This window comes from Mesorhizobium sp. B2-3-5 (assembly GCF_006442395.1).
GTDB lineage: Bacteria > Pseudomonadota > Alphaproteobacteria > Rhizobiales > Rhizobiaceae > Mesorhizobium.
In genome coordinates, this window is the sequence record NZ_VFVX01000016.1 from 85296 (window position 1) to 98584 (window position 13289).

The 13289-nt window shown below is 62.7% G+C and carries 11 protein-coding genes; 7 read left to right on the forward strand and 4 right to left on the reverse strand.

The features are described from left to right. The first annotated feature begins 130 nt into the window (after positions 1 to 130). The 5 genes from FJ958_RS19055 (at position 131) to FJ958_RS19075 (ending at position 8029) form a co-directional block, all read left to right on the forward strand. Complete coding sequence (locus FJ958_RS19055; RefSeq protein ID WP_140744724.1) at positions 131 to 4453, forward strand: bifunctional class I SAM-dependent methyltransferase/DEAD/DEAH box helicase; 4323 nt, start codon at positions 131 to 133, stop codon at positions 4451 to 4453. Beyond that, entirely contained in the window at positions 4453 to 5493 is a 1041-nt protein-coding gene (locus FJ958_RS19060) for a toprim domain-containing protein (RefSeq protein ID WP_140744758.1), read from the forward strand. Before FJ958_RS19055 ends, FJ958_RS19060 begins: the two co-directional genes overlap by 1 nt. A gap of 345 nt (positions 5494 to 5838) precedes the next feature. After that, on the forward strand, positions 5839 to 6768 hold the full coding sequence (locus FJ958_RS19065; protein WP_140744725.1) for a DUF2493 domain-containing protein: 930 nt from the start codon (positions 5839 to 5841) through the stop codon (positions 6766 to 6768). Continuing rightward, positions 6749 to 7060, forward strand: coding sequence for a hypothetical protein (locus FJ958_RS19070; RefSeq protein WP_140744726.1), 312 nt, complete (start codon positions 6749 to 6751; stop codon positions 7058 to 7060). The genes FJ958_RS19065 and FJ958_RS19070 overlap by 20 nt, the downstream gene beginning before the upstream one ends. A gap of 642 nt (positions 7061 to 7702) precedes the next feature. Then, positions 7703 to 8029 carry a DUF736 domain-containing protein gene (locus FJ958_RS19075; RefSeq protein ID WP_140744727.1) on the forward strand — a complete coding sequence of 109 codons (327 nt, stop codon included), beginning with the start codon at positions 7703 to 7705 and terminating at the stop codon, positions 8027 to 8029. Between the two features lie 214 nt (positions 8030 to 8243). On the opposite strand, the gene FJ958_RS19080 is transcribed toward FJ958_RS19075, so the two are convergent. The 4 genes from FJ958_RS19080 to FJ958_RS19095 form a co-directional block, all read right to left on the reverse strand. Continuing rightward, the gene (locus tag FJ958_RS19080) at positions 8244 to 8489 is read right to left on the reverse strand and encodes a WGR domain-containing protein (protein WP_140744728.1); all 246 of its coding nucleotides are present in this window, start codon (positions 8487 to 8489) and stop codon (positions 8244 to 8246) included. 181 nt (positions 8490 to 8670) lie between these two features. Further along, positions 8671 to 9153 (reverse strand): helix-turn-helix transcriptional regulator, encoded by a 483-nt coding sequence (locus FJ958_RS19085; RefSeq protein ID WP_140744729.1) that lies wholly within the window; start codon positions 9151 to 9153, stop codon positions 8671 to 8673. A gap of 183 nt (positions 9154 to 9336) precedes the next feature. Beyond that, positions 9337 to 9672, reverse strand: a complete 336-nt coding sequence (locus tag FJ958_RS19090) for a hypothetical protein (protein WP_140744730.1) — start codon at positions 9670 to 9672, stop codon at positions 9337 to 9339. Beyond that, the gene (locus tag FJ958_RS19095) at positions 9669 to 10367 is read right to left on the reverse strand and encodes a ParA family protein (protein WP_140744731.1); all 699 of its coding nucleotides are present in this window, start codon (positions 10365 to 10367) and stop codon (positions 9669 to 9671) included. Before FJ958_RS19095 ends, FJ958_RS19090 begins: the two co-directional genes overlap by 4 nt. A gap of 295 nt (positions 10368 to 10662) precedes the next feature. Between FJ958_RS19095 and FJ958_RS19100 the strand changes: the two genes are divergently transcribed. Together FJ958_RS19100 and FJ958_RS19105 are read left to right on the forward strand one after the other, a co-directional pair. Further along, positions 10663 to 11037 (forward strand): plasmid mobilization relaxosome protein MobC, encoded by a 375-nt coding sequence (locus FJ958_RS19100; protein WP_246679648.1) that lies wholly within the window; start codon positions 10663 to 10665, stop codon positions 11035 to 11037. After that, positions 11037 to 13289: a hypothetical protein gene (locus FJ958_RS19105; protein WP_140744732.1), complete on the forward strand. Its 2253-nt coding sequence runs from the start codon at positions 11037 to 11039 to the stop codon at positions 13287 to 13289. Before FJ958_RS19100 ends, FJ958_RS19105 begins: the two co-directional genes overlap by 1 nt.

The following is a 13289-nucleotide window of genomic DNA, read 5'->3' on the forward strand; positions in this document are numbered from 1 at the left end:
GCCTGTTTCCTGTCGGCCTTGACGTGGCCTTTGTGAGGAAGAGGCGGCCGGAACGGTTTTGAGCCGATGCGGTCCAGAGAGAGAGCACCGTGCGGCTCGGTCCCTGTCCCGCTCTCCCAAGGATTGCACCATGAACATGATCTCGTCCGCCACGTCCGCCGCGTCGCTCCCGCTCACCTGCGAGACCGATACCGCCGCCGCTGTCGTAGCCGCCGGCTACCTCATACTATCCGACCTCGAACGCGGCGAACGTGTTGACGCGGCCAAGCTGCGCGCGGCGATGGAGACGGCCTTCGGCGCTTCCGACGCCACCGGCGCCTGGGTTTGGAAGGCCGCTTATGACGCCTGCGAGACCGCGACCGTTCTGTTCCTGCGCAAATACGGAAAGGCGCTGTTTCGCAAAGCCGCATCTCCGGCTGCGCGGTTTGCCGCTTTGTCGAGGATCGCCGGCCTCCTGCCGACCCATACGCGCCGTTCAGAAGAGACGCAGGCCTTCCAGCAGTTCTCGACCCCCGTCGCCCTTGGGCTGGCTGCGGCGACGGCAGCCGCCATCACCCCGGCTGACCGTGTGCTGGAGCCTTCGGCCGGCACCGGGCTGCTGGCGATCCTTGCCGAGACCGCAGGGGGCACGCTCATCCTCAACGAACTGGCCGGTCTACGTGCCAGCCTTCTTTGTTCGCTCTTCCCCGCCGTTCCCGTCACCCGTTTCGACGCCGCCCAGATCGACGACCATCTCGATCCGGCCGTGGTGCCCAGCGTCGTGGTGATGAACCCGCCATTCTCGGTCATGGCCGATGTCGAACGGCACATGGCCGATGCCGCATTGCGCCATGTCGCCTCGGCGCTGGCGCGTCTCGCTCCCGGGGGACGGCTGGTGGCCATCACCGGGGCCAGCTTTGCACCCGACAATCCAGTCTGGGCTTTGGCCTTCGCGCGCTTGCAAGAGCGCGGCCGGGTGGTGTTCTCGGCCGCGATCGATGGATCGGTCTATGCAAAGCACGGCACGACGATCGATACACGACTGACCGTCATCGACAAGATCCCGGCGCAGAACCCGGGTGCCTTCCCGGCAGCACCGGGCGTCGCGCCTGATGCCGCCACGCTCATGGACTGGATTTGTGAGCACGTGCCCGCGCGCATGCCGGTGACGCTGTCGACCGCAACGACCCGAGTGTCGGCCTCGACCGCACCGCGAACCATTCGCGGTCACGCAACCCGCTCCGCCAGGACCGCGATATCGAGACCACTCGCCTGTCCCGAAGGCGTCGATCTTACCTATGAGACCGTCGATCGGCACGTGGCCGAAAGTGGCGCCATCAGTGATGCGATCTATGAGGAATACGAGCTCCAGGCGATCCGTATTCCCGGCGCACAGGCACATCCGACCCAACTCGTGCAGTCGGCGGCGATGGCAAGCGTTTCGCCGCCCAAGCCCAGCTATCGGCCGCGCCTGCCGCGCAACATCCTCGATCTGCTCTCCGACGCGCAGCTCGAGACCATCATTTATGCCGGCGAGGCGCATGGCGAATATCTCGCCGGGGCCTGGGCAGTCGACGAGACTTTCGATGTCGTCACCGCTGCCCGCGACGATGCGGCCAACGCCATCCGTTTTCGGCAGGGCTTCATGGTGGGCGATGGCACCGGCGTCGGCAAGGGAAGGCAATCCGCCGCCATCATCCTCGACAACTGGATGCGAGGCCGCCGCAAGGCAGTATGGATTTCGAAATCCGACAAGCTGATCGAGGATGCCCAGCGCGATTGGTCGGCCCTCGGCATGGAGCGCCTGCTGATCACTCCGCTGTCCCGCTTCCCGCAAGGCAAGCCGGTCACGTTGCATGAAGGCATCCTGTTCACCACCTATGCCACGCTGCGCTCCGATGAGCGCGGCGAGAAGGTTTCGCGGGTCAGGCAGATCGTCGAATGGTTGGGTTCCGATTTCGATGGAGCCATCATTTTCGACGAAGCGCACGCGATGCAGAACGCCGCTGGCGCCAAGGGTGAACGTGGCAATGTAGCGGCCTCTCAGCAGGGTCGTGCCGGGCTGCGGCTCCAGCACGCGCTGCCCAATGCGCGCATCACCTATGTCTCGGCGACCGGCGCCACCACCGTTCACAATCTTGCCTATGCCCAGCGGCTCGGCCTGTGGGGCGGCGAGCACTTTCCGTTCTCTTCCCGCGCCGAATTCGTCGAGGCCATCGAAGCCGGCGGCGTGGCGGCCATGGAAGTGCTGGCCCGCGACCTGCGTGCGCTTGGCCTCTACACGGCACGCTCGCTCTCCTTCAGCGGCGTCGAATACGAGCTGCTCGAGCACGAACTCACGCCCGAACAGGTGCGCATCTACGACGCCTATGCCGGCGGCTTTGCCGTCATTCATAACAATCTCGATGCGGCCATGCTTGCGGCAAACATCACCGGCAACACCGGCACGCTTAACGCCCAGGCCAAATCGGCGGCTCGCAGCGCCTTCGAGTCCGCCAAGCAGCGCTTCTTCGGACATCTTCTGACGTCGATGAAGACACCGACCCTGACCCGGTCGATCACCCGCGACCTCGACGACGGCCATGCCGCGGTCGTTCAGATTGTCTCGACCGGTGAGGCGCTGATGGAACGGCGCCTAGCCGAACTGCCCAGTGAGGAATGGAACGACGTTCGCGTCGACATCACCCCCAGGGAATACGTCCTTGACTACCTTGCCCATTCCTTCCCGGTGCAGCTCTACGAGCCGTTTACCGACAGCGAAGGCAATCTGTCGTCACGCCCGGTCTATCGCGATGGCCAGCCGGTCGAGAGCCGCGAGGCGGTGGCCAGGCGCGACGAACTGATCGCCCAACTGGCCAGCCTGCCGCCGGTGCCTGGCGCACTCGATCAGATCGTCCAACATTTCGGTGTGGATGTGGTGGCCGAGGTCACCGGCCGTTGCCGTCGCGTCGTGCGCAAGGGAGAGCGGCTGGCCGTCGAGAACCGCGCCGCCTCGGCAAATCTTTCCGAGGCGGCTGCCTTCATGGACGACCAGAAGCGCATCCTGGTCTTCAGTGATGCGGGAGGGACGGGGAGGTCGTATCACGCTGAACTCTCGGCCCGGAACACGCGGCCGCGCGTCCACTATCTGCTCGAGGCCGGTTGGAAAGCAGACACCGCTATCCAGGGACTGGGGCGGACGCACCGGACCAATCAGGCCCAGCCGCCGCTGTTTCGGCCGATCTCCACCAATGTGAAGGCTGAGAAGCGCTTCCTGTCGACGATCGCCCGGCGTCTCGACACGCTGGGCGCCATCACGCGTGGCCAGCGCCAGACCGGTGGTCAGGGGCTGTTCCGGCCCGAGGACAATCTGGAGAGCCACTACGCCCGCGACGCGCTGCGCCAGCTCTATCTGCTGATCGCGCGTGGTAAGGTCGAGGGCTGCTCGCTCGAACGCTTCGAGGCCGCCACCGGCTTGAAGCTCATGGATGCGAACGGTATCAAGGATGACTTGCCGCCGATCACCACCTTCCTCAATCGCCTGCTGGCGCTCACCATCGGGCTGCAGGGCGTGCTGTTCGGTGCATTCGAGCAATTGCTTGCGGCCAGAATCGAGGGCTCCATCGCTTCGGGCGCGTACGACGCCGGGCTGGAGACGCTGCGGGCTGAAAGCTTTCTCGTCACCGACCGGCAGGTCATCTACACGCATCCGCGCACCGGTGCCGAAACGCGGCTGCTGACCATAACAGAGCGCAGGCGAAACCGTCCGGTCGCGCTCGACGTCGCATTCGATCACCTCGCCGACCCTCGTGCGAAACTGTTGATCAACGAGCAGTCGCGCCGCGCCGCCGTGCAGGTTCCGACGACCAGCATCATGCTCGACGATGGTGAGATCGAGCGGCGGGTGCGGCTGGTTCGGCCGATGGACGCCCAGACCATGCCCCTCAAGATAATGGGGGAGACGCGTTGGGTCGAGGCTGACCGCGATGCCTTCGCCGCGACGTGGACGACCGAACTTTGCGAGGTGCCGGATATTTCCGACTCCGTCCTGCATATGGTGACCGGCCTGTTGCTGCCGATCTGGAAGCGGCTCCCCAACGAGTCGGCCCGGGTCTATCGCCTCCAGACCGATGCGGGCGAGCGCATCATCGGCCGCAAGGTCTCGCCGGCCTGGGCGGCCAACGCCACCACCACGCGTACCGCGTCGCTCTCGCCGCAGCAGGCTTTTGCCGCGCTGATGGACGGCGGCACTGTTCTCGTTCTCGCGGAAGGCCTCCAGCTTCGACGCAGCCGCGTCATGGGGGCATGGCGCCTCGAACTGTCCGGCTTCACCGACACCATGCGCCAGCAGCTGTCGGCCTATGGGCTGTTTCACGAAATCATCTCGTGGAAACTCAGGATGTTCGTGCCGACCGCCGCCGCTGGCCCGGCGGTGCTCGAACGCGTGCTTGGCCGCTATCCGATCGAGCGCATCAGCCAGCGTGAGGCTCCATGATGACCCGCCACGACGCTGCCGATCTTGCAAACAGTCTCGGCTGCCATGCCGAGGCGGTATGCCGGCACTACCTGTCGAATGGCCGCCGCTCCGGTAGATACTGGCTTGTCGGGGACGTCCGCAACACGCAGGGTCGTTCCATGTTCGTTCGCCTCACGTCCTCGTCGAAGGGACCGGCGGGGAAATGGACCGATGCGGCGACCGGCGAGCATGGCGACCTGCTCGACGTGATCCGCGAGTCCCTCGGGCTGATCGACTTCAAGGACATCGCCCAGGAAGCGCGCGCCTTTCTCGCCATGCCCAGGCCAGAGCAAGCACCGGGACGGCCGATGACGAGACCAGATCCGGTCCCTATCGGATCGTCGCAAGCCGCTCGGCGACTCTTCGCCATGTCCAGGCCGATCATCGGCACGCCTGTCGAAAGGTATTTGCGCCGGCGCGCCATCACGACTTTGGTTGGAGCCGGATCATTGCGCTTTCACCCGCGCTGTTACTATCGGCCTGAGGACAACGGGGGGACCGAAACCTGGCCGGCAATGATCGCCGCGGTCACCGATCTCGATGGGCGGCTGACCGGCGCGCACCGCACCTGGCTGGCCCGGCGCGGCGTGGGCAAGGCGCCCGTCGAAACGCCGCGCCGCGCCATGGGATACCTTCTTGGGAACGCCGTGCGCTTTGATAGGCCCGGGAGCGTCATGGCGGCAGGCGAAGGCATCGAAACGACGCTGTCGCTCAGATGCGCTTTGCCAGAGATGTCGATGGCAGCCGCGCTTTCCGCCGCCCATCTCGCCGCCATCCTCTTTCCGCCGGGATTACGCCGGCTCTACATCATCCGTGACAAGGACCCAGCCGGTGACGGTGCGCGAGACAACTTGATGGAGCGCGCGAGGGAGGCCGGGATCGAAGCCATCGTTCTCTCGCCGGTAGGGAAGGACTTCAACGAAGATCTTCACGATCGAGGCCTCGCCGCTCTTCGCGCGACAATCGCGGGCCAGCTCGTCCAACGGGATCGCAGTCGCTTCCTCGATCGGGCGGCCTGACCTGGAAACGAAAAGCGGCGCGGCACGGTCAAGGGCGTCACCGCCGCCGATGAGCCACCGCCGGAAAGAGCCGCAGCCCCGGCCTTCGAGAGGGCGATCGGCCCACAAGCGGGCCGGCCTGGCAATGGCGGAGGCCGACTATTTTCCGGCGGCGGGCGAGTCTTGGCGAGAGATAGCGACCAAGCGCGACGCCTTTCCATCGCGAGGCAAAATAGCCGGCCGCCGCCATCCTCTGCTTGCGCTCCGGCCCTCCGCTTCGCTCCTGGTGCCGTGCCGTCCCACGTGTGGGCTTTCGTCGCCATGAAGGCCGCGAGGGGTCGCGGTCCAGCCGACGGGAGAACCCCCATGAGCGAGCACGACGATACCGCACCGCACCGCGCCGCATCGCCAACCGATCACGTCCTCACCGAACTCCAGCTCTATGGCTGGCGCCCCTTCGCCGAAGAGCCCGACCCGCGCCCGCTTCCCGAAGGCGACCATGTGGCGGGTGCCGTGGCGGATATCTTCGACGCCCTTGTTGTCACCTTCGAGGACACACGCCTCGAGCCTGACCTCGACGACCTGCTCTGGTCGGTCACCAATGTCTTCCATCGCGCGCTGCTCAGGATCGAGCGGCAACTGGACGACAACGAGCAGGCCCAACGCCGTCTGCAGCGGGAACAGGACGGCACCGAGATCAAGGCGGTCGAATTGGAAAGCCTGATCGCCCAGGGCCAGACCCTTATCGAGCGGCGCGATGCCTTCGAACTGATGCGAGACCAGGCCGCCGAACATTACGAGCAGCACACCGGCTCAGGCTGGCGCCCCCGCAACGGATCGATGGTCAACCATCGGCATATGACCTCGGCAATGATCGACAGCCGCGACTTCCTTGCCGCCAAGAGGCGTGCAGACAACGAAGTATTGCTGCCGGCAGGTCCGAAAGTCGCGTTCACCGGCGGGCTCGACTTCAACGACCACACATTGATTTGGGCCAAGCTCGATCAGGTCCATGCCAAGCACCCGGACATGGTGCTGATCCACGGTAAGTCACCTAAGGGCGCAGAGAAGATTGCCTCGCTTTGGGCTACAAATCGAAACGTGCCGCAGATCGGCTTCGCCCCTGACTGGACCAAATACGCGAAGGCGGCACCGTTCAGGCGCAACGACCAGATGCTCGATGTCATGCCGATCGGTGTCATACATTTCCCTGGCACCGGCATTCAGGACAATCTTGCCGACAAGGCGGACAGGCTTGGTATCCCGGTATGGAGGTATGGCAAAGGGGGCACATAGTGCCAGCGCCATCTCCAGCGATGCGAACGGCAATTATCGGCGTCGCTTCAAATTACTGTCCAAATCAGAACCCAACGGAAATTCGGTCAACATGACCGAAACGATGTTTTGGTTTGCTCAAACCTTGCCGCCGACGATGGCGACGGGTGAAGTGCGATGGCAACAAGATGCGCCTGTTGGGGCAAGGCGTCCCCTAATGCAAGAAGGAGCTTGCGCAACTTGTAAAGAACGGGCTGCGGCAACTTTTGAAGGAACTGCGTTGCCCGGAATGACGGTCGCTTCAAGACTGTGATGATCACCGCGCCGGTCCGCAAGCTGGTCGTGGCTTGTGGAAGTATGTCAGCGGTGGCGTGGTGGTTCAGGGAGCTCTCGTCAGGCCATGACGACTTTGGTGAATCGCAGTTCGGCCCGGGCCTGATCAGCCCGGCCGGAACCAGGCTGACGAGCGCGTTGCGGCGTGGGGTATACGCCGTCATCGAGACTGGTCCCGTCCTCCTGAGTCCTTGCCGTCGAAGGCGGGATTATGGTGTGGCCACACGAGTGGCGACCGGATGTGAGGCTAATCCGCGTATCAGCGCGGATCAGGAAACAAGCTCTGACGTCAAGTTCATGAAGCGGAAGGATCGCGCCGCTTGTGCCGAATGCATGGCAGAAGGACCGACAACCAGCGTCGTTCTCGTGAGACCGATGCTGAACCTCCCTATACGGCCTCTCTTCTGGCTGGTCTGGCGCCGTCCCGGCCTTGGCCTGCAACGGCTTCACCGACCTTCTTCCCCTGCGGCTTTGCCGCATTCCTCGCGGGGCAACAAGCTCGGCTACCGCCGTCCTCCGCTGACGCTTCGGCCCGTAGGATGCAGTCGGCCAAACCGTCGCCTCATGACCGCTATCGAGGCCGCATAGGGCGGTTTCGAGCAAACCAGTCAGGAGAACGACAATGGCTACCATCGGAAACTTCCAGCAGTCCGGCGATAACGAGTTCAACGGCGAGATCGTCACCCTCTCCCTCCAGGCCAAGAAGGTCCGTATCGTTCCCGATACGCGCTCCAGCGGCGAAAACGCTCCCAGCCACCGGGTCTTCGTCGGCCGGATCGAAATCGGCGCCGCCTGGTCCAAGCAGTCCAATGAGGGCCGCAAGTACCTGGGTCTCAAGCTCGACGACCCCAGCTTCACCGCTCCGATCTACGCCAACCTGTTCGCCGATGAAGACGGCGAGGGCCTGTCGCTGATCTGGTCGCGCCCAAACGGGCGGCGCAGCGACTGAGGTCCCCGCAGGGCTCCGGCCTCCAGGCCGGGGCCCGTCGGTCACGAAATCAGTCCACGGCGAGGCGGAGGGACGTGGCTTTGGCCGTCAAGAAACTGGCTTCGCGCCCATGAGGCACCCCTGTGGGTCCGAACGGTACGTGATCATCTGTAGTCCCCCGTTGAATGGGACCAGCGCTGCGTTCCTGCATTGGACGCGGAAGGCATGGAGCATCTCACGGACCCTTGCCCGCATATCCGCGTTTGGCCTTTCGCTCAGCTAGCCGCGACAGCGCCGCATCTGCTTCATTGCCATCTTCGAAAAAATCGATCTTCTGACGGCCTCGCGTGCCAATCCGTCCCCACTGCCGTACGACGGACACTTCGCCGAAAAGCGTGGGCTGCAACGACAGGACATAGTACCGGGCCATATTGCGAGCGGCATCGGTTCGGCGCAGGAATACGGGATGCATAGTGTTCATGCACCGGATTTTCTTTCGTCGCCCGCGGTCCGTCCAACGCATTTTTTGAATCAACTGGTGGGCACCGATTCAAGATGTTGATGGTTGTCGAGCCTGCGCGGGTGAGGCCAACAGCACTGTGGCCGGTATGGCGTACAAACGGGATAAGCCGCCGCGATCGGTGGTTTTTATGGTGACCGCATCACCGCTTGCGCGGATCGTCGCCGGGTTCTTCGCCGGCGAGCCCCTCGACGAGGTTCAATAGGCTCGATGCGGTCGACGCCGGCATGTCAAGCACCCGCAATATCAGTTTCAGCTTGTCGTCAGCCTCTTCCCGATTCTCACCGAAAAAATGCGGGGCCGCCGAGTGGATCATCTCGATCGGTGAACAGTCCAGAATCTCGCATATATGGATCAGTCGCGTCGCGTGCAGCTTTGAAAACGCGCGCTCATAGCGCGCGAAGATTGTCTCATGCAGGCCGACCATTGTGCCCATCTGCGCCCGATTGAGGCGCCTGGCATCGCGGCGCTCGCGTATGAACCGGCTGAAAGCCCACTCCATGTCGCCGAAGCTACGGATGCCTTCGAAACCCGGTTTCCTGTAGACCGGCTTGTCGCATTCAGGGTCTGCCGTTTCGACGAGACCATGCTCACCAATATATCTTTGGACGTCCTTGATTGCCATGCGACAGCTTTCGCCTGCTCCCGTCTGCGCCGCTGAAGCACGTCAATAAGACGCGATTCTTCGCCTCCAAATGCCCGATCTGGGGAAAAAAAGGGCTAACCTGGCCCTAAGCCTAACAGGTGAGGGGCCCGCAATCAAATTGCCTTTATCCAAGGTCGATCGAGAGACGGGCGGTTGCCGCATTCAGAGGCCAAGGTCATCCAGATACTTTAAGATCGCCTGCTCCATGATTGCCTGCATCGATGTCTCGGCATTAAATGACGCCAATTTCAACCGACGTTTTGTTGGTCGGTCGAGGTTGACGTTCACAAAGCAAGTTTCCCCCTTTACCCGCTCTCGCTTCATGCGCCGCAGGGCCTTCCTGGCCTCCTGTCGTGGGTCCCGTGGACCGTGCAATGGGCTGTCGAGCCCACGGTGTGCCTCGAGGTTGTTGAACCGGCGATGGTCGTCACCAGCCGGGGCTTGCCTGCGCGCAGCAAGCGCGAACTCGTCCAGAGAGAGGCTTTCCCGGCGGCTCATGAAGCATGCTCTTCTTCTGCGTGGCTCAACAGAGCATCGATCTCGCTGACGATTTCTTGCGTCTCGCGGCGCGCTTTAACAACAGCGGGGGATAGCGTCTGCATCTGGAGAGTGCCGGTGCCGTTCTGGATGTCCTTATACACATTGCGTTCCATGACTTCAGTTCTGAACAAATAGGTCCCGACCTTGTCCTCGATGATCGGGCGGATCTTGCGGTAAAGTTCAGTCTGTCGGACCGTCAACGAGATGCGGGTTCGCAGGACACCGTGGCGACAGGTACCGGCGCCCGCCTCATTGATCCTGATGATCGACTGGAAGCAGTCGATCGCGCCGAGGACCTCGCGCTTTGACGGCTGGATCGGAGATATCACCAGATCCGACCAGCCGATCACCGGATCGATTGTGGAAATATCCTCCCCTGGCGTGTCGATGAGGAGGTAGTCAAAACGTTGCGCATGGCGCTGGATGAACGCATCCAGCGACTTGGCCGTCTTGTGGCCGAAGACGCTGATGCCGTCTGGCTGGGCATCCTTGTCATGGCAGTCGCTCCACCACTTCGTCAGATTGCTTCGCCCATCCATATCGAGCATGGCGACCGCTGCGCCACGCAGTGCATATTCGCCAGCGATGTTCATCAACGCGGTGGTCTTGCCGGCGCCGCCTTTGCCGTTGATGGCAGAGATTACGATCGTCATGAGCGGGCTCTCCATGAATGTGTGTTTCTAATCACGCACCAATCCAGCTCTGTTGGAACATGGATTTGTGTCTGCATGGACTTGAATGATTGTATAAAAATGGAGTCAATCTGACAACGATAATTTGCGTGTATAGGCATGTTTGCCGATTTTTGATGTTTATTTGGTTGGCAGGATACGGAAAAATGTGGTACATTTTCCTGACGATCGAGGGACGGGCCCTCGATCCGCCGCCTGCGGCGGTTATGGGAGCCGGTAGGGCACTATGATTGGAGAAAATCGGCAGGTCCGATGCTTGGCTTCAAAGAAGGACAAGGTGGTGCGAACTCGCCTATCCGTCGACGATTACGCAGCCGTCGATGCGGCAGCAAAGCTTGCCGGGATGACTGTTTCCGCGTTCGTGCGGTCGTTGGCGCTGGAGGGCGCCGGCGTACTGCCTTTCATGAATGAGGCGGACCGCGCCATCATGGAACTTCTGGGACAAGACATGCTAGCCATTGGCAACGCACTCAACCAAGCGGTTCGTGCACTGAACACCGGGCGCCTGGAAACCCCTTCAGATCTTGTCGCGGCTGCCGCCGACGCTCGCGCCGTTGTCACTACCGTCGCGGCCGAACTCGCGGGGATGACGAAACGCGCAGGTGTCGCCAGACGCGCCCGAGGACGCTGATGGAGTTCTTTCTTGGCGCCTTCGAAAAGGAATGGGAACGGCGCCGCGCCGCGCTGCTTCATGAACTGCAGCCAGGACAGGCTGAGGAGATAGGTTGGGATTGGCGGAGGAGGGGAGGGATGGGGAGCCCGCCTCAAGGCAACCCAGATAGTGTAGGCAGGGGGAAAGACGATCGCGGATTGGGCCAGGTTTCGCTTCGGCCGGAAGGCGGCGAATTTGGTCGCGCGATGCGGTCACGGTTTGCAGGGTTGGCGCGCGGAAGCCAGGCCGCGGTCGTGAAGCTAGCCTCCTACGGTGGCGGCCTGCGCGTGGCCGCGATGATAAGCTATGCGTCGCGAAGTGGAAAACTGGCAGTCGAGAACGAGAAGGGCGAACTTGTTCCGGGGAAAACGGCGCTCTTGGAAATACGCTCTGAATGGGAACACCTTTTCAACAATCGGACGGCGAGCCGGGACATTGGCATTTTTCACATCGCGCTGAAGGGTTTGGCGAAAGCCAACGGAGACCGCGACGAGATCATCCACGCAGTGCTGCAGGCGGGCTTCGGAGAACGTCGTTTCGCGTATGCGGTCGAGGGCCAGGGTGAAGAACTTGATGTGCGCGGAGTGCTGGTGCTTCGCGACCGGCAGGGTGAGCGCATGACCGGTGATCGCAAGGCCACAGCCATTGTCCAGCAGAGGTTCAACGAAACGGATATCAGCAACCACGTGGCGGCGTCGTTCCGATTCCATGGCCATGGCAATGGGGTGCAGTTTGCGACCGCTCGCATCCGCGAGTTGGTCGAACGCTTCGCCGGCAATGCCCGCGACGATCAGGGACGTCGGATCGGTACTGTCGCGCAGGCCGGCGATCTTGCGCAGAAGGAATGGCGCAAAGAACTGCACAGCCGCAAGGGCAGGGACGTCATGCACCTAGTCATCTCGGCGCGCGCCGGCACGGATGAGACCACGTTCCGCAGCGCCGTGCGGGACTTCCTCGGAGACCAGTTTGATGGGCACCGCTACGTCTTTGCCATGCACGGTCCCGCCGATGACCCGAAGGCGCTTGGGGAAGGTGGCAAGCGCCCGCATGTCCATGCCCACGCCATTGTTACCATGCGCTCGGACACGGGAGCGCGCATCGAGACAAGTCCCCGGGTGTTTCGAGAATGGCGTGCATCAATGGCAATGAAGGCGCGGGAGCGCGGCATCGAGATGGAGCTTACGGATCGCCGCGATGTTGCAAGCGCCCCGCCCTATTCGCGTAGCCAGGTCAGGCCCATCAGCTATGCCGGCAGAACTAGGCACGAGGGCACAAGCCGGGCTGCGCAGCGGCGCTATGACGCCAAACGCCTGAACCAGCGCAATGTCGCGAACTCGGACCGAAGCGCCCTGTACATTGCGGAGGTGATCCGGATTTGGCGGACATTCGCGCGAACCAGCCAGGATCGCGGGATCGCCGGGTTTGCCGAGGGTCGACTCCAGCGGATTCAGGATGCCGTCACGAACAGTCAATATGACATTGATTGGCGTGATATTGGTGATAAAATCGTAAAAACGAAGGTCGACTGGATCGTGTTTCGAGACTTGATCGGAGGCGAGGAACCCCCCATGCTTGAGATGACACGTCGGCAGTTTGAGGCCTATGAGCAGCGCGTCGAGGCCGCACTGGATCGCATGGCGGCCTCGATCGAGCCGGAGGTGCGCAAGGACTTCGTCGATATTGTCGCAGCAGCTCGCGAAGTGATAGACATCCGACGGGAACATCTCGAGATTGCGGAGCGAGCAATCGGTGAAGGTGTCTACGACAGGGAAGGTTCTGCCGAGGAACCGAGAGCGCCCACGCCCCGTCATTTGCAAGCGCGTGAGCCGTTTGGACGGTCCGACAGGCAAGGTCGCGACCACGATCGAGACAAGGCCGCCGCGCAAGCGGCCAGGGTGGAGGCACGACCGTCAGCGAAGGTCAGCGGTGGGGCGGGCGGTAAGCCGGCCAACGATGCCTCGATCGCAGCCGGGAGCACAGACCGGGGTGGCGAATTCAACAGCGACCATCTCGCGAAGAGCGACGGCGAACGGGCTTACGAAGGCCTGGCCCGAAATGAAAGCCTAGCCGCCTTTACGAGGAAGAATGCACCAGATCGCCCAGCGCTGGTCCAGTCGGCCGAGGAGCGTTCGCCTCGGCCCGATCCGTCGGCAAAGCGTGATGCGCGCTTGCGGGAACTGGAAAAGCAAATCCAGCAAAAGAGTGCGCGCGAGGACGATCGCGAGCGCTAG

Coding starts and splice junctions, on each gene's coding strand:
- FJ958_RS19095 (WP_140744731.1), bottom strand. CDS start 10,367: ATGACGATCGTAATCTCTGCCATCAACGGCAAAGGCGGCGCCGGCAAG.
- FJ958_RS19090 (WP_140744730.1), bottom strand. CDS start 9,672: ATGAGCCGCCGGGAAAGCCTCTCTCTGGACGAGTTCGCGCTTGCTGCG.
- FJ958_RS19065 (WP_140744725.1), top strand. CDS start 5,839: ATGAGCGAGCACGACGATACCGCACCGCACCGCGCCGCATCGCCAACC.
- FJ958_RS19055 (WP_140744724.1), top strand. CDS start 131: ATGAACATGATCTCGTCCGCCACGTCCGCCGCGTCGCTCCCGCTCACC.
- FJ958_RS19080 (WP_140744728.1), bottom strand. CDS start 8,489: ATGAACACTATGCATCCCGTATTCCTGCGCCGAACCGATGCCGCTCGC.
- FJ958_RS19060 (WP_140744758.1), top strand. CDS start 4,453: ATGACCCGCCACGACGCTGCCGATCTTGCAAACAGTCTCGGCTGCCAT.
- FJ958_RS19070 (WP_140744726.1), top strand. CDS start 6,749: ATGGCAAAGGGGGCACATAGTGCCAGCGCCATCTCCAGCGATGCGAAC.
- FJ958_RS19075 (WP_140744727.1), top strand. CDS start 7,703: ATGGCTACCATCGGAAACTTCCAGCAGTCCGGCGATAACGAGTTCAAC.
- FJ958_RS19085 (WP_140744729.1), bottom strand. CDS start 9,153: ATGGCAATCAAGGACGTCCAAAGATATATTGGTGAGCATGGTCTCGTC.
- FJ958_RS19105 (WP_140744732.1), top strand. CDS start 11,037: ATGGAGTTCTTTCTTGGCGCCTTCGAAAAGGAATGGGAACGGCGCCGC.